14 protein-coding genes are annotated in these 16,587 nt (G+C 54.5%); 6 read left to right on the forward strand and 8 right to left on the reverse strand.

Going from position 1 to position 16,587, the window contains the following annotated elements; translation table 11 throughout:
• Positions 1-82: 82 nt before the first annotated feature.
• The 4 genes from HX824_RS26200 to HX824_RS26215 all read right to left on the reverse strand — a co-directional run bounded on the left by HX824_RS26200 (position 83) and on the right by HX824_RS26215 (position 4,241).
• Positions 83-1,429, reverse strand: a complete 1,347-nt coding sequence (locus tag HX824_RS26200; RefSeq protein WP_177055444.1) for an MFS transporter — start codon at positions 1,427-1,429, stop codon at positions 83-85.
• A 70-nt stretch (positions 1,430-1,499) separates the two neighbouring features.
• Positions 1,500-2,357: an NAD(P)-dependent oxidoreductase gene (locus HX824_RS26205; protein ID WP_177055445.1), complete on the reverse strand. Its 858-nt coding sequence runs from the start codon at positions 2,355-2,357 to the stop codon at positions 1,500-1,502.
• An 11-nt stretch (positions 2,358-2,368) separates the two neighbouring features.
• A complete protein-coding gene (locus HX824_RS26210) occupies positions 2,369-3,370 on the reverse strand; it encodes a transketolase family protein (protein WP_177055446.1) in 1,002 nt (333 codons plus the stop codon).
• Between the two features lies 1 nt (position 3,371).
• Complete coding sequence (locus HX824_RS26215) at positions 3,372-4,241, reverse strand: transketolase (RefSeq protein ID WP_177055447.1); 870 nt, start codon at positions 4,239-4,241, stop codon at positions 3,372-3,374.
• Positions 4,242-4,359: 118 nt separating this feature from the next.
• On the opposite strand from HX824_RS26215, the gene HX824_RS26220 reads away from it, so the two are divergent.
• Positions 4,360-5,274: a LysR substrate-binding domain-containing protein gene (locus HX824_RS26220; RefSeq protein WP_177055448.1), complete on the forward strand. Its 915-nt coding sequence runs from the start codon at positions 4,360-4,362 to the stop codon at positions 5,272-5,274.
• Between the two features lie 756 nt (positions 5,275-6,030).
• Here HX824_RS26220 and HX824_RS26225 read toward each other — a convergent pair.
• Positions 6,031-6,948, reverse strand: a complete 918-nt coding sequence (locus tag HX824_RS26225) for a LysR substrate-binding domain-containing protein (protein ID WP_177055449.1) — start codon at positions 6,946-6,948, stop codon at positions 6,031-6,033.
• A gap of 193 nt (positions 6,949-7,141) precedes the next feature.
• Between HX824_RS26225 and HX824_RS26230 the strand changes: the two genes are divergently transcribed.
• The 4 genes from HX824_RS26230 to HX824_RS26245 all read left to right on the forward strand — a co-directional run bounded on the left by HX824_RS26230 (position 7,142) and on the right by HX824_RS26245 (position 11,174).
• On the forward strand, positions 7,142-7,891 hold the full coding sequence (locus HX824_RS26230; protein WP_177055516.1) for an SDR family NAD(P)-dependent oxidoreductase: 750 nt from the start codon (positions 7,142-7,144) through the stop codon (positions 7,889-7,891).
• A gap of 99 nt (positions 7,892-7,990) precedes the next feature.
• The gene (locus tag HX824_RS26235; protein ID WP_177055451.1) at positions 7,991-9,289 is read left to right on the forward strand and encodes an MFS transporter; all 1,299 of its coding nucleotides are present in this window, start codon (positions 7,991-7,993) and stop codon (positions 9,287-9,289) included.
• Positions 9,290-9,306: 17 nt separating this feature from the next.
• A complete protein-coding gene (locus HX824_RS26240; protein ID WP_177055452.1) occupies positions 9,307-10,155 on the forward strand; it encodes a transketolase in 849 nt (282 codons plus the stop codon).
• Positions 10,152-11,174 carry a transketolase family protein gene (locus HX824_RS26245; RefSeq protein ID WP_177055454.1) on the forward strand — a complete coding sequence of 341 codons (1,023 nt, stop codon included), beginning with the start codon at positions 10,152-10,154 and terminating at the stop codon, positions 11,172-11,174. Before HX824_RS26240 ends, HX824_RS26245 begins: the two co-directional genes overlap by 4 nt.
• A gap of 113 nt (positions 11,175-11,287) precedes the next feature.
• On the opposite strand, the gene HX824_RS26250 is transcribed toward HX824_RS26245, so the two are convergent.
• Together HX824_RS26250 and HX824_RS26255 are read right to left on the reverse strand one after the other, a co-directional pair.
• Positions 11,288-11,464 carry a CsbD family protein gene (locus HX824_RS26250; protein WP_177055456.1) on the reverse strand — a complete coding sequence of 59 codons (177 nt, stop codon included), beginning with the start codon at positions 11,462-11,464 and terminating at the stop codon, positions 11,288-11,290.
• Positions 11,465-11,762: 298 nt separating this feature from the next.
• Positions 11,763-12,731: a hypothetical protein gene (locus tag HX824_RS26255; RefSeq protein WP_177055458.1), complete on the reverse strand. Its 969-nt coding sequence runs from the start codon at positions 12,729-12,731 to the stop codon at positions 11,763-11,765.
• Between the two features lie 315 nt (positions 12,732-13,046).
• On the opposite strand from HX824_RS26255, the gene HX824_RS26260 reads away from it, so the two are divergent.
• Entirely contained in the window at positions 13,047-14,360 is a 1,314-nt protein-coding gene (locus HX824_RS26260; RefSeq protein ID WP_122595990.1) for a sensor histidine kinase, read from the forward strand.
• Positions 14,361-14,464: 104 nt separating this feature from the next.
• On the opposite strand, the gene HX824_RS26265 is transcribed toward HX824_RS26260, so the two are convergent.
• A complete protein-coding gene (locus HX824_RS26265; RefSeq protein WP_177055459.1) occupies positions 14,465-16,579 on the reverse strand; it encodes an EAL domain-containing protein in 2,115 nt (704 codons plus the stop codon).
• Positions 16,580-16,587 lie beyond the last annotated feature (8 nt).

A 16,587-nucleotide genomic window follows, 5' to 3' on the forward strand; every position in this document is an offset into this window, starting at 1 on the left:
CAAACAGCTGGAGCTTGCTGCAGAACTGGCTGCGGCCAAAGAACCAAAGTGACTGCCGGCCTTCCTTTGACCGGCATGTCAATCAGTGACGTACTGCTGCCGTTGCGAGGACATCACGCTTGCCCACAGGGGGCGACTCGCCCAAAGCCTCCACTTTAACTGGGGCTGTCTCACGCATCTTGAGCGCACACATTGTTGAGATCACGCCAAGCAGACTGAAAAGAAGCGCAGGGCCAATCCAACCGACCTGAGAGAACAATGCAGTAGCGATGAAAGGGAGCGTGCCTGCGATGAGAGATGCGCAGTTATAACCCAGCGAGATACCGGAGGAGCGCACTTCTGGGGGGAATTGCTCGGTGAACCAACTCGCTTCGACTGCAAAAATCGGATCGTGACTGAGGAGCAGTGCGATAGCCACCGCAGCAACAATCATGACGACAACACCACTGTTGATCATCATGAACATCGGTATGCCAAACGCTATCGTAAAGATGGTACCCAGGAGGAATACGGGTTTACGCCCAATTCGATCACTCCACGCCCCGTAAAGCAGATGACTTACCAACCCCAGTGCAGAGCCGATCATCGTGCCCCATAGAACGTTTTCTTTCGGAGCAACGTCCGCCAATAGGACGTAAGAAAGCATGAAGCTCGTAGCGATGTAATAACCGCCTGTTTCCGCCAGCCGAGCGCCGGCAATTTGCAGCACTTTGCGCCAATCTTTACGAATAACCTGCAAAGCTGGTTGCTTCAACAGGGTGTTTTCAGCTTTGGCCTTTTCGAAATCTGGGGACTCACTCACGCCAAGACGGATGTACATCCCCACGCCTACCATCACCACTGAGACCAGGAAAGGAGCGCGCCAGACCCAGTCACCCTCAAACAGGGCGGTGGACACCAAGAAAGCTCCGTTTGCCATCAACAGTCCCATCGGGATACCAATTTGCGGCACCGCACCGAAAAAACCTCTACGGTGCGCTGGGGCATGTTCACATGCCATAAGGACGGCACCGCCCCATTCGGCACCAAAGCCAATGCCCTGAATCATTCGTAGAAGGATCAGAAGAATGGGAGCAATTACACCGACTTGCTCGTAGGTCGGCAAGGCGCCGATGAGTACCGTTGCCCCGCCCATCGCCAGCAGCGACCAAAGTAGAACAGTCTTGCGGCCCAGGCGGTCTCCGTAGTGACCGGCTAAATAGCCTCCAAGCGGGCGCATGAAAAATCCGACTGCCATCGTCGCGAACGCGGCGAGAATGCCTACAATAGGCTCGGTAGTATGGAAGAAAACTTGCCCAAACCAACCCGCTGCAGCAGTGCCGTAGATAAAGAAGTCATAACTCTCAACTGCCGATCCGATCATCGAGGCGAATGAGACCTTACCCGCTTTGTTTTTAGGCTGAGATGACGCCGAATGAGTATTGCTCATGGCAGACTCCGAACATTTATTGTTTTTGTAAGTAGGTAGCCGCTGGGACTCCCCTTCGTTAATCGTCTTTTCAGGCGGTTTGATGCTCCCAGGTTTCGATCACTCGGCTGTCATCCCTCCGCCCCAGACCTGTCTCAGAAGCTTGCGAAAAACGCGTGTGGGCGATGTCGAGAAGTGGGACTTCCGCACTGCAAGCTTTAGCCGCCTCGGCAACCAAACCGCTATCCTTGACAAAGATGTCTACCATGCTCGTCACACGGGTGTCGGTGCCCTCGAGCATGCGCGGCCCACGATCTGATAGCATCCAAGAACCACCAGCTCCGTGTTGAACCAGATCCAGTACATGCGCTGGATCTAGCTGAAGTGAGCGCGCAAGACTAAGCGCTTCGGCAGCAGCTACCAGGTGCACTGAGCAAAGGTGTTGGTTCACCACTTTAATAGCCTGCCCGTCCCCGATTTTCACGCCAGCAGCTTTCACCTGACCCATAGCGCTCAGAACCGGTTGAACATAGGCAATCGCCCGCTCCGATCCGGACGCAAAAATGAGAAGGCTGCCTGTTTCCGCGCGAGCAACTCCACCCGTGACAGGTGCATCCACGACCACTGCGCCCTTCGCTGCGAGCTTCCCTGCTTGCTCCCGGACTGCAGCAGGGCCCACGGTACTCATGATGATCCAGTGTTGCCCTTGCCTGACCTCATCAAACTGCTGCACCAGCGCGGCCAGCTGCGATGGCGTGGCGACCATGACCACCACCGCATCCGCATCGACCGCTACCCGCCAATCTGCCGTAGCCTGTATGCCTTGCGCCTCAGCAGCCACTTGCCCGGCTTCACTCAGTTCCACACCCGCTACGGTATGCCCGGCCTTCTTGATTTGACCGGCCATTGGCAAGCCGATGGCACCCAAACCTATAAATGCGACTTTCATGGTTATGCTCCTCAGCTGAGCCAGACACGAATATTCGCGGCCATGGTTGCTGTCGAAATACCGTATCGATCATGCAGAGTGGGCAGCGCACCGGCATCTAGGAAAGCGTCGGGCAGAGCGATCTGCCTGAATTCCGGATGCACTCGCGCCTTCAACAAAGCCAAAGCAACCGCCTCGCCCAGCCCACCCACAGTGCTGTGGTTCTCGGCCACAATGACGAGCCTTCCGCTGCGACGGCACTCTTCAATAATCGTCGCCTCGTCCAAAGGCTTGATAGTCGGCACATGAAGCACTGCGACGTCGGCGCTGCCATCTCCCAGAAGTTCAGCGACCTCCAAGGCGCGCATCGTCATGATGCCGCTGGAGATAATCAGGACGTCCTTACCGCCCCTAAGCAGCTTCGCCTTGCCGAGCTCAAATCGATAGTCATACTGATCAAGCACCAGTGGTACCTTACCCCGCAGCAGGCGCATATAAACCGGCCCGTTGTAGGCTGCAATCTCGGTCACCGCTTGAGCGGTATCCAGCGCATCGCAGGGATCAATCACAGTTAGACCCGGAACGGCACGCATCAGGGCAAGATCATCTGTCGCCTGATGGCTTGGCCCGTAACCCGTGGTCAGACCTGGCAGTGCAGCGCAGATCTTCACGTTGAGGTTCTCTTCTGCGATGACTTGGTGAATAAAGTCATAAGCCCGGCGGGTGGCGAACACAGCGTAGGTCGTCGCGAAAGGCACAAGACCCTCCTTGGCCATACCGCCAGCCGCAGCCATGAGCAGCTGTTCAGCCATACCCATCTGGAAGTGACGCTCAGGGAGATCCCGAGCAAAGATATGCAGATCAGTGTACTTGGACAGGTCAGCCGTCATGCCTACGATACGGGAGTCCTGCTGCGCAGCGGCGACCAAGGCATGCCCGAAAGGAGCTGCTTCAGTGCGCTGTCCCTCACTGGCGATGGAGGCGATCATGGCAGAGGTGGTCAGGCGTGGTTTTTTGTTAGCGTCGGCGCCCATTTTAGTAGCCCCCCTTCTCATAGTTGGCATCAAGCACGCTCAGCGCGGCTTGCCACTCGTCTTGGTCAACGCGGATAAAGTGGTTCTTCTCGCGTGTTTCGAGGAAATCAACGCCCTTGCCCATTAGTGTGTCGAACAGGATCACCCGTGGCTTGAGTTCTGTCAGAGACATGGCATTGTCGAACGCGGTAACGACCGCAGCGAGGTCATTGCCATCTACACGCTGGACGTGCCAACCAAATGCCTGCCACTTGTCAACCAGAGGTTCGAACTCAAGTATCTCGTGAGAGTTACCGTCTGCCTGCTGCTTGTTAAGATCAACCAACGCGATAAGGTTGCTGAGCTTGTGGTGAGACGCCGACAGCGCCGCTTCCCAGGTGGAGCCCTCGTCCAGCTCGCCATCTGACATTGAATTGAATACCCACGCTGGGTTGTTTTTCAGGCGTAGGCCCAAAGCCATGCCGACCCCGATTGGCAAACCCTGGCCCAAGGAGCCACCAGACATTTCCATGCCGGGGGTATAGGTGGCCATGCCGGACATGGGGAGACGGCTGTCGTCCGAGCCGTAGGTTTCCAGCTCACTTTCGGGAATGATTTCGGCTTCGAGCAATGCGGCATACAGAGCGATCGCGTAATGGCCGTGAGATAGCAAAAAGCGGTCGCGGCCCTCCCAATGCGGATCAGCCGGACGGATCTTCATGGCATGGCAATAAGCGACAGCCAGCACATCGGCCCATCCTAATGCTTGGCCCACATAGCCCTGCCCCTGGACTTCACCCATGCGCAGTGCAAAGCGGCGGATCCGCCATGCGTGATATGCAACGCGCTGAAGCGGGGAAACCGCTTCGGCGCTTTGAGGAATTATTGTCATTATCGTTCCTAGGTGCTTGTTGAAATTGGCGACTGATTAGTGTCATAAATTCATCAGTTCCACTTAATCAAAAGCTATCACCCCGTTCTTCGACCGGACAAAGGATATTTTTGCAGTTATGAATGAACCAAATTCACCAGTCTTCCAACTGCGACGAGTTCCGCTTGCATCGTTGCGTGTCTTCGAAGCTGCCGGCAGGAGCGGCTCCTTTGTTCAAGCAGCGAAAGAATTAGGGTTGTCGGCAAGTGCCGTTAGTCACTCGATCAGGAAGCTGGAAGATCTCATCGAAATTCCCTTGTTCGAGCGCACGACGAGGGAGGTGAATCTGACCGTAAAAGGACGCGCCTTAATGGAATACATCCAACGCGGTCTTGAGGAAATGCACCAAGGATTGGCACTCATCAAGAGCGAGGAACCTCGCCCGCTGCGCCTGCATACCGCCCCCAGTTTTGGCACACAATGGTTAATGCCCAGGCTTGCGCGATTTGTGGAACAGCACCCGGACGTAGACCTGAGATTCTCCGCCAGTACGGATTACGCTCAGTTTGAAAACGATGACTTCGATCTGGATGTGGTGTACGGCGAGCCGCGCTCTACGCTGAACGAGAAAGTGCCTCTTGCCGTGGAGCATCTGACACCGCTTTGCAGCCCTGCTCTAGCCGAACGACTGTCCAGCGCTCAAGACTTATATGAGCACCGTCTCATTCAGTGCGATATACAGATGCTTCAATGGAAGGGCTGGTTTGAAACCAACCGACTGGTCGCCCCGCAAAACTATGCGCTGCGTTTTGACCGCAGCAACATGGCTATTGCGGCAGCCGTGAACGGGATGGGAGTGGTACTCGAGTCAACGCTACTAGCGCAGAACGAATTACGCGCAGGCACATTAGTCGCCCCATTGAGGGAGTCCACGCACGATATCCAATATGTGGGCCATTATTTGGTTTACCCCAAGCGCCGCACACGTCATCCGGCGGTCGAGACCTTTAAAAAATGGTTGCTAGACGAACTTGGGCTTTCGCAGAAGAGTTGAAGCTCAGGGGTTTGAGCTGCTCGGGGCCAGATGATGAGACTGCTCCGATAGCAGCAAGCCAGTGCGTTCGACCAGAATCACTTATAATTAGTAGATCGTTTTCGACGAAAGCGATGGACATGGCGCAAAAAAAGATACGGCACCATCTCGTATTTAGGCTACCGCCAAGGGTACACCGGATAAGCTAATTTACCTTTGATAAGCCCAGCGGTCATGGACAAACCAAGATTTCGAGATAGTGGAATTTACGGAGCATGTGCTGCCCGCACCTCCCATCTATGACTCGAATCTCGTCGCCGAAGCCATGGTGTCTTGGCGCAGCTTCCGAGCTCGAATGCTGCCGCCGCGCAGCAGGAACCCTGGCACCGATAGCGCATTTTTGCTGTCTGGTTTTCCTTATCTATCTGGATGGTTGACGAGCCAAGGTTTGCAACACATCCCGCAGGCGACATCGTCATCATGGGTATTTATTTGCGCTACAAGTCGCTCGACGTCAGGTGGTAAGTGGGTCTCGGACAACGACGCATCGCCCCTCCGTTCGCCCTTTTGGTGGCTGCGAAGTTTTACTTGAAGCTTAATGTTCGCTTCAAGTCGCCATGGCCAGACATCTGGGCGACCAAACAGGCGACATGGGATGAAAAATTGACCCACCATACCCGGTGGTCGATTATTTTCGTCCACGGTCAGTATGGCGTTGTTCCAATCCATCCAAGCCGAACATGTTCGTCTTCGCTTCTACAGCGATCTCAAGGCCGCTCAGTACGCAAACTCATGTCCCAACTCACTTTCCATCCACTCTAAAAAGCGTCTAACGCGCGGAAAGCTGGAGTGCGCTTTTGGGAACACAAGATGATGAGCGGCTACCGGCGCGCTGAGTGATTCGGGCGCGACTTCGACCAACGCGCCCGAGGCCAGGTACTTCTGTGCGAGCAACGTACTCTCCAATGCGAATCCAAGCCCGTGGCTGGCGGCTTCCAGTGACATGTAAGATCGATCAAAGCTCAACGCATAAGGTCTTTCCGGTCGAGCCAAACCATGTTGGGCAAACCATTGGGGCCACTTGAGTAGCGTGGCTTCAGACAACACCAAATCACAATCCAGTAAATCCGAAGCAACCTGGATGGGTCGCTGCGCAAGCAATTTCGGTGAGGTCAGGACGGCGAATTTTTCATTTTGTACTGTACGAACCTCATAGCTTGGCCAGTTGGGCATGCCATGGCGGATATCCACATCAATCTTGTCGCGACTGAAGTGCAAAGACTCGTATGAGCATGACAGGTTGAGCTGAATATCGGGATTGCTCGCGCGAAACGCCTCCAATCGCGGCATCAGCCAGAGCAGGCCGAAGCTAGGCGATGAATGCAGCCGAAGACAGTCGAGACTGACATCGCTGGCAGCACGCTCGGTTGCCACTGCAAGGCTGTGGAGGATCCCGGAGACTTCTTTCAGGTATTGCTCCCCCACCGGAGTCAGGGAGACACCACGTGCCGCTCGCACGAATAATTGCCTGCCAATCATCCCCTCAAGCTTGGCCAACTGGTGGCTAACAGCTGATGGCGTTAAATCCAATACTTCAGCTGCCCTGGCAACGTTTCCGAAGCGAGCCGTCTGCTCGAAGGCCTGAATTGCTCTCAGCGGTGGAAGGATGGTTGGCGTATCGGCATCAGTGCGCATGGCGTCCTCATTACATTTTTTAGATTATTGGACTGTCTTCCATTCAATCACCTGGTAATCGACTTGACGAGTGCTGAATTTTTTTCAGCATCGAGTGATATTCACGTTATTGCTCAGGACATCCTCGGAGAACAAGCTGAGCCCATCGGTTCTTCTTGGATCGACCAATAAAAACAATTTGAGGTACTCCTCCATGCTTCTCCAAGGCAAAGTCGCAATAATCACCGGCGCTGCATCTGCCCGTGGCATTGGCCGCGCGACAGCGATCACTTTTGCGCAACAAGGGGCTCACGTCGTGATCCTCGACCTGGATGAATCCGCTGCCCGTGATGCCGCAGCCTCTCTTGGCGAAGGTCATCTCGGTCTTGCCGCCAACGTTGCCGATGAATTGCAGGTTCAACAGGCCGTTGCCAAAATCATCGAGCACTTCGGTCGCATCGACGTACTTGTCAACAACGCTGGCATCACCCAGCCCCTCAAGACTCTGGACATCCGCCCCTCTGACTACGACAAAGTGCTGGACGTCAGCCTGCGCGGCACCCTGCTCATGTCACAGGCAGTGATCCCGGTAATGCGTCAACAATCTTCCGGCAGCATCGTGTGTATGTCCTCCGTTTCTGCTCAACGCGGCGGTGGTATTTTCGGTGGCCCTCATTACAGCGCCGCCAAGGCAGGCGTTCTTGGATTGGGCAAAGCCATGGCGCGTGAGCTAGGGCCGGACAACATTCGCGTCAACTCCATCGCACCCGGCTTGATTCACACCGATATTACCGGCGGCTTGATGGAGGATGATCGTCGCCACGCGATCATCGACGGTATTCCCTTGGGCCGACTCGGCGCCGCACAGGATGTCGCCAACGCAGCACTGTTCCTGGCCAGCGACCTATCCTCTTACCTCACAGGTATCACGCTGGATGTGAACGGCGGCATGTTGATTCACTGAGTACATCTGGGCGGGCCTGCGCGGCCCGTGCGGTTCTGGATCGACGACACGTCGGGTTTGATGTCCCGGCGGTCAATAAAAACAAGAGATCAGACCATCATGACAACCCTGTCGCTCGAAGCGGTTTCGACCGTGCGCTCCAATGCCTACCGTAAAACTGCCTGGCGCCTGATGCCATTCCTGATGCTGTGCTACCTGTGCGCCTACCTTGATCGCGTCAATGTCGGGTTTGCCAAACTGCAGATGATGAACGATCTGGCGCTCAGCGAAACTGTCTATGGACTTGGCGCTGGCATGTTCTTCATTGGCTACTTCCTCTGCGAAGTCCCCAGCAACATCATTCTCCACAAGGTCGGTGCGCGTGTCTGGATCGCACGCATCATGATCACCTGGGGCATCGTCTCGGCGATGTTTGCCTTCGTCGAAACCGCATGGCAGTTCTATGCCCTTCGCTTTCTGCTAGGCATTGCCGAAGCCGGTCTCGCGCCTGGCCTGTTGCTCTACCTGACCTACTGGTTTCCATCCTATCGTCGCGCACGCATGACCGTGTTGTGGTTCATCGCCATTCCTCTGTCGGGGATGGTGGGTGGCCCCCTTTCCGGCTGGATCATGAATCACTTCGCCGGCGTGCACGGCTGGGCAGGCTGGCAATGGATGTTCGTTCTTGAGGCCGTTCCGACCGTTGTTGTTGGTCTTTTGGTTCTGAGCTACCTGAAGGACGGGGTGCATCAGGCCACCTGGCTCAACGACGAAGAAAAAGCGCTGATCACTCGGGAACTGGCCGAAGACGATCAGCAGAAAGTCACCCATGCCTCCGTCGGCGAATTCATTCGCGACCGTCGTTTGTGGTTACTGGCTGCGATCTACTTCTGTGTGGTGATGGGACAGTACGCAATCACTTTCTGGCTGCCCACCCTAGTGCGTAATTCAGGCGTTTCCGACCCTCTGCATATCGGCTTTCTTACCAGCCTGCCCTACCTCTGTGCCATCGCCGCCATGCTGCTGGTTGGGCGCAGTGGTGACAAGCATCGTGAGCGCCGCTGGCATCTCATCGTGCCGATGATTGCCGGCGCTATCGGCTTGAGCCTAGCGGCGCTAATGGGGGGAAATCCAACCCTGTCCATCCTCAGTCTTTGCCTGGCCGCATCCGGCATTTTGTCTGCGACCTCATTGTTCTGGATGTTACCGACCACGCTGCTTGGGGGCGTTTCTGCCGCCGCCGGCATCGCGGCGGTTAACAGCTTCGCCAACCTCGCAGGGTTCTGCTCGCCCTATCTGATCGGCTGGATCACCACTATCACCGGCTCCAGTGCCATCGGCATGTACCTGATCACCGGCGTGCTGTTCGCCGGCGCCGCTTTGGTGCTGCGCATCCCCGCAGCCTTGGTCAATCGTTGAGTTAATGGAGTTTCACCATGACTACCAATCTTTCACTCGCTTCATCCACGACCCTGGTTGAACGCGCACACAATATCCGCCGCCATGCGCTGCGAATGGGCCAAGTACAAGGACAGGGCTATGTTGGTCAGGCGCTCGGTGCTGCCGACCTGCTGGCAGTCTCCTACTTCCATGCCATGAACCATCGGCCAGAAGATCCTGAATGGGAAAAGCGAGACCGCTTCTATCTCTCCATCGGTCACTACGCGATTGCGCTGTACGCGGCCTTGATCGAAGCCGAAATCATCCCGCTCGATGAGCTGGAAACCTATGGTTCGGATGACAGCCGTTTGCCGATGTCGGGCATGGCCGCCTACACCCCGGGCATGGAGATCACCGGTGGATCGCTGGGTCAGGGATTGGGTATCGCGGTCGGTGCCTGCTTGGGCCTCAAGCGTAAGGGTTCATCCTCCTTCGTATACAACCTGCTGTCGGACGGCGAGCTGAATGAAGGCTCGACCTGGGAAGCGGTGATGTCGGCCTCGCACTGGAAACTCGACAACCTGATCGCCATCGTCGACGTCAACAACCAGCAAGCCGACGGCTACTCCAGTGAAATTCTGTCATTCGAACCCATCGTCGATCGATGGCAGGCGTTTGGCTGGTTCACCCAGCGCGTCGATGGCAATGATCTTGACGCGCTCGTCGCCGCCTTCGATGCCGCGCGCAACCACTCAGCCGCCCAACCGCGCGTGATTATCTGCGACACAAAAATGGGCAAAGGCGTGCCGTTCCTGGAAAACCGCGAGAAGACCCACTTCATCCGCGTGGAAGAACACGAGTGGGATCTGGCACTGAGCAACCTTGAAGAAGGAAAAGACCAATGAGCAACGCCGCTAACACTCCGACTTCAACTGGCGAGCCAATCAAAAAACGCCTGACTACTTCGGCGATGATCGCCTCCATTGCCTCTGAAGGCCAAGCGACGAAATCGGCCCCATTCGGACACGCATTGGCTGCATTGGCTGATCAGCGCTCGGACATCGTCGGTCTTTCCGCTGACCTGTCCAAGTACACCGACCTGCACATCTTTGCCAAGGCACACCCGGATCGCTTTTATCAAATGGGCATGGCCGAACAATTGCTGATGAGCGCTGCGGCAGGCATGGCGCGGGAAGGTTTCGTACCCTTCGCCACCACCTATGCCGTGTTCGCATCTCGCCGCGCGTATGACTTCATTTGCATGGCCATCGCGGAAGAAAACCTTAACGTCAAAATCGTCTGCGGTTTGCCCGGCCTCACCACCGGATATGGCCCAAGCCACCAGGCTACCGATGACTTGGCGATCTTCCGCGCAATGCCCAACCTGATGATTGTCGACCCGTGCGACGCGCTGGAAATCGAGCAGGCCGTGCCCGCAATCGCTGCGCATCAAGGCCCGGTCTACATGCGCTTACTGCGTGGCAATGTCCCGTTGGTGCTGGACGAGTACGGCTACAAATTCGAGATCGGTAAAGCCAAGACTCTGCGCACTGGTAACGACGTCCTGATCATCTCTACGGGGCTAATGACGATGCGTTCGTTGGAAGCGGCAAAACAGCTTCAGTCGGATGGGATTGATGTTGCAGTGCTGCACGTACCAACCATCAAGCCGCTGGATGAACAGACCATCTTGGCCGAAGCCCGCAAGTCCGGACGCCTAGTGGTGACAGCCGAAAACAGCTCGATTATCGGTGGACTCGGCGAGGCCGTTGCCGGATTACTTCTGCGAAATGGAGTGACGCCAACCTTCCAGCAAATCGCTTTACCCGACGCATTCCTGGACGCTGGTGCGCTACCCACTCTGCACGACCGATATGGCATCTCAACGGCAGCCGTTTGTGCGCAAATCAAAGCCTGGTTATAACGCAGCTTTGTCGTAAGTAAATTGAAAAAGGCGCTTCGATTGGAGGCGCCTGTTTAGCGAGAAAGAAGATCTGAACTTTTCATCGCGGTCTGACGGGAATAGAACATCCGCTATTACTTGTCGACTGCGTCTTTGACTTTGCCGACAACTTGCTGAGCTTCACCTTTCTTTTCTTGAATCTTGCCTTCGACCTGCAGCTTCTCATTGCCGGTGACCTTGCCGACGCCTTGTTTCACGTTGCCGACTGCTTCGTTGGCCAGGCCTTTTATTTTGTCTGAAGTGCCACTCATGGGTTTTCTCCCGTTAGGAATAGGTGTCCTATCTGGACATTAAAATTGACCGGTGGGTGCGATTTGAAGTTCCACTTTTAATGACGACCACTCGTCAGTAAAGCCCAAAAAAATGGCGCTCCGTAAAGCGCCATTCCACTCACGTTACTGTCGCTGATCGGCCTTGAATCAGCCGACTCAATAACCCCGATCATGATGTGTTTAACGAGCAGTGATTATCCAGTAATCGAGCTTTACCTGCGTCCCACAAGAAAAGCAGCAGAAACGACATCCTTGTCGCCCTTCCCCTCTTTGTATATCAAGCCGAAGGGATACGACGGCTGGTCAGAGCCATGCGACCAACAAAGAAGCTCAGAGCCGCCCCCAACAGAAGCATCGCCAATGTGCTCCATGCCGCGCGCGAAATTTGCTTGGCAGCAATCTCCCCAGCCTCACGAGCCTTTTGCTCAGCTTGCTGTTTCAACTCTTCAAATTTCTGCATTGCTTGCTGATAAGCCTGAGCGTAGTTATCAACGATCTGAGTTGCCTCCTCCTTACTCTTGCCGGTGCGGGCAGCAACAATATTGACCAAAGCCTCTTTATCAGCAGCGTTGAGCGCCGGCTCACCGGAGGCTTTTACGCGCTCGAACCACTGCTTCAACTGTTCACCTGCCTGAGCAGGATTAGTAGCTGCATTGGACGCTGATTGCTTGCCGTCAGCGGCAGCTTGATCAGCTTTTTGCTCCACGTTCTCTGGAGCCAACTCAGGTTTGCCACTCTGCTGAAGCAGGGTATCCAGTTCACCCTGAAGGCTATTCCAGTCGAGCTGTACCCCTTGTTCGTTCAGTTGCTTCTTTACGCTATCACCAATACCAGGCGCTGCAGCTGCGATGCCGCTACCCGCAGTCGACACCCCTTTGCCAATAACGGAGCCTGCAGTACCCACCACGCTTGCGGCCAAACCAGCCAACAGCCAAGTCGTTAGTAAGGTTGTGACTGTCCAAGTTAGTAAGCCGTGTAAGCCGCCACGATCGGGGGCCGTCCTGCCAGAAACGAAAGCTCCGACTCCGATCGCCACTAGAGTAGAAACGAACAACCAGATTCCAGCACCAGTACCGAAACCGCTGAGCGGGTTACCGGCTTCCATCGGGGACACTGCGCTAGCACCGATAGCAGTCCCTAAAACGCTCAGCACTACGTACGTCACCAGTGCAATCGCGCTACCGGCCAATACCGAACTCCAGGACACGCGGAATAACGAACGATTCGTTTCATAGACAGTGGTCATAAAGACGGCCTTTATCAGTTATAGGAGCAAGGCGATGTGCCTTATCCAGTCTGAGTATGGCAATTGGATATACGTTCGCCTCTAGCCTAAATGCACTATGCCGTATAATGCAATTGCACCATCAGATGAAGGCATGAAATCTATTCTTTAAAGAAAAGTTGACGTCAAAATTTTTTTGGCGCGCCGTGACCTGAAGAAACGAAGGAGAGATCCCTCACTCATAAAATGCTTTTGGCTGCGGTGGAAACAATCCCTTGCTGTCTCAGCAATCAAAATAGCATCATCGCCAAACACCCCATAACGATGCGTACTCAGATGCCTCACAGTCCTGCACCCTTTCCACCAAACGAGGATGAAAGAGCCCTTTCACTGGAGCATCTACGGATACTGGACTCCGCTCCGGAGCCAGATTTCGACGACATTGTGATGCTGGCAAGCACTTGGTGTGAGGTGCCTGTCGCGCTTGTTTCGCTGGTCGATAGAGAGCGTCAGTGGTTCAAGGCTTGCGTCGGATTGGATGTGAAGGAAACCCATCGCGATTTGGCTTTTTGCGCCCATGCGATCCTGGCTCCCGCTGACGTGTTGATTGTGGAAGACGCCAAATTGGACTCGCGATTTCAAAACAGCGCGCTGGTGCTTGGCCCGCCCTATATTCGCTTTTATGCGGGAGCTCCGATCATTGACGATTCGGGGCATGCACTTGGCACAGTTTGCGTGATCGACACAAAGCCGAGAACATTGACAGAACAGCAGCGAACGGCTTTGTTGGCGTTGGCTAGGCAGACCGCTTCGTTATTGCAATTACGCCTGCTCAAACATCAACGTGAGCACCGAGCAGAGATTCTGGAGAAGGAACTCTCCCAGGCGAAGGCGCTGAATAAACTGACAGAAGAATCATTGCATCATGCGAGGCGCATTTCCTCACTGGGTATGGTCACTGCGAGTATCGCTCACGACTTCAACAATATCCTTCAGGCGTTAAGCGCAAGTTTGCAAATGATTCGCTTGCGAGCCAGGCGACCGGGCGATGTTGAACAGTTCAGCGATACCGGTTTGCAGGCTGTAGACCAAGGACGCCAGCTAGTCAGTCACTTGCTGCGCAGCGTTCGGCTGGACGGCCCGAATGTCGTCTGCATAGACGTCAATGCTCGGCTTGAAGGAATGCGTGATGTATTGCTTCGCACAGCGACCGAAAGTGTCGAGTTGGCTTTCGACTTGTCGGCTCCAAACACAATCGTGATGTGTGAGGAAGACCAGCTGAATGCAGCGGTGCTAAACCTTCTAACGAATGCAAGAGACGCGCTTGCGACAGCAGGTACTGTTCGCATTTCAACACGTCTTGTTTATGTAGAGGATGACGTTTCACTGACTGGAGGCAATTACGTAGTGCTCAGCGTAAGTGACAGTGGAACGGGCATACCCACCGATCTTGCGGCTAAAATTTTTGAGCCATTTTTCACGACAAAGGAAAGAGGAAAAGGCACCGGCTTGGGACTCTCTCAAGTGCGTGAGTTTGCAGAAAACGCTGGGGGCACAGTTAGGGTAAATACAGCACCTGACAAGGGGACAACCGTGTCCTTATACCTGAAAGCGTTAGGTCGAATCGACTCAGGGATCAACCCCGCATAACCTTCCTGACTTCGGGATTTGGCAGGCACCTTTCATGTGAAAAAGGGCCGCCAGGAATCAACGCCATATCAACGACGATCAAACGCCCCAAAAGCTTTCAAAGATCAAGTAAAACAGATTCGTTCACGCAGAAGTTCATCCAACTCACTAATCGGCAGTGGCCTACTGAACAGGTAACCTTGCACCTGATCACAGCCATTTTCCGTAAGAAATGCAAGCTGTTCAACGGTCTCGACGCCTTCTGCTATCACTTGTAGGCCGAGACTGTGCGCCAATTCAATAATCGTCTTAGCAATGGCGGCGTCTTGGGGATTGCTCGTCACTTCGCGTATAAACGCGATGTCAATCTTGAGTTTGTCGATGGGAAATCGTCGCAGATACGCAAGGCTTGAATACCCGGTGCCAAAGTCATCTATGGAAACCTTGATGCCCATTTGTTGCAACGTTTTCAAACTGGCGATGGTGTGCGAAGTGTTTTCCATCAGAGAGCTTTCCGTTAGCTCGATCTCTAGCCAATGCGGATCGACCTGATGGTCAACCAGCACCTGCTGGATGCTGGCGATTAGATCTCCTTCGATTATCTGCTGGCCCGAAACGTTGACCGCCACTCGGAATGGCTTCTCCCCTGCGGTTTGCCAATCGGCGATTTGCTTGCAGACTGACGTGATGACCCATTTGCCGACTTGGGTAATCAGCCCCAGGTTTTCCAGGATAGGAACGAATACTGCTGGCGAGACATTGGGCAGCCCTGGGCGTGGCCAACGTAACAAGGCCTCCAGTCCGCAAACAGTACCGTCGGCCAAATCAATCTTGGGTTGGTAATACAGCTCAAATGCGTGTTGCTCGACTGCATCACGTAAAGCAGCCTCCATTGCTTGACGCGCGGATGCCTCCACATTCATTTGTGTCGTGTAGAAACGGTATGTGTCTCTGCCGATCTTTTTGGCGCGATGCATTGCAGTATTCGCGTGCTTGATCAATCCGTGAGCATCGTCTCCGTCATTCGGGTATAGAGCGATACCGATACTTGCGGTCATCGCTGTCAACTGCCCGGCAAGGTGAAAAGGCTCACGTAACTTTTCACGCACCCGCTCTACTGTTTGCAGAGGATCCGCTTGCCCCTCACGAATCATCAATATCAACGCAAATTCGTCACCGTCCATGCGCCCTACGGTGTCACTCACGTTCAGGCAGTTAGTCAGTCGCTGACCTAGCTCAGTCAGCATCTGATCGCCCACCAGATGCCCCCACGTCTCGTTAACGTTGTTGAAGTCGTCCAGGTCAACGGTCACTACGGCCAATTGCCAGTTACTGAGCAATGCTTGGGTCAGCCCCATTTGCAAAGTCGTAAAGAAGAGATTGCGATTGGGCAGCCCAGTCAGACTGTCGTAATGCGCCATTTTTAGCAGACGCTGATCGGTCTCCTTGCGTCGGGAGATGTCTCGCGCAATGCCAACGATGATCCAATCGTCGCCAGTTTTATAAGCTTCACGGTGCATTTCTACCGGGATGTAGCTGCCATCTTTGCAGCGAATGCGCGTTTCTATAGGCTCGATTGGGCTTCGACCAGCTATGATCTGGTCATACATGATCTCCAACTGCTCGATAGTGTTATCGCTAAGGTCGGCAGGTGTTTTGCGCAAAAGCTCTTCGACGGAATAACCCATCACCTGGCAAGCGTGTCGGTTAAATTCAATCAGCCGCATGCTACTGCGATTGATCAGAAATATGGCATCGCCAGACGCATCCATAGCCGAGCGAAATCGCTCAAGGTCTATGGTGCGTTGTTGGAGTTGTTCTTCCAGCATCAGGTTGTGGCTTTTCAGATAATCTCCAAATGCCTTGAGCCTTAGCAGATTTCGAACTCTCAACCACAGCTCTGCACTTTCTACTGGCTTGTTGAGGAAGTCCTCGGCGCCAGCTTCCAAACCCAGAATTCGAGCGCTGTGCTCACCAAGTGCAGACAACATGATGATCGGGATGTTGGCCATGCTCTTATCGGACTTCAATTTACGTGCTACTTCATAGCCGTCCATGCCGGGCATCATTATGTCTAGCAGGATTAAGTCAGGCGGTTGCAGCTCAACAATGGAAAGCGCCTCCTCACCCGAAGACGCCGTCAGCGTAAGGTACCCCTGATCTTCCAACAGCATTTTTAGTAGCTTGCGGACTAGGGGTTCGTCATCGACGATTAACAACGTGGCAGCGGTTATAGACATGAAGGGAG

Origin of the sequence: Pseudomonas sp. D4002 (genome assembly GCF_013385665.1) — a bacterium.
In the GTDB taxonomy this organism is placed as follows: Bacteria; Pseudomonadota; Gammaproteobacteria; order Pseudomonadales; family Pseudomonadaceae; genus Aquipseudomonas.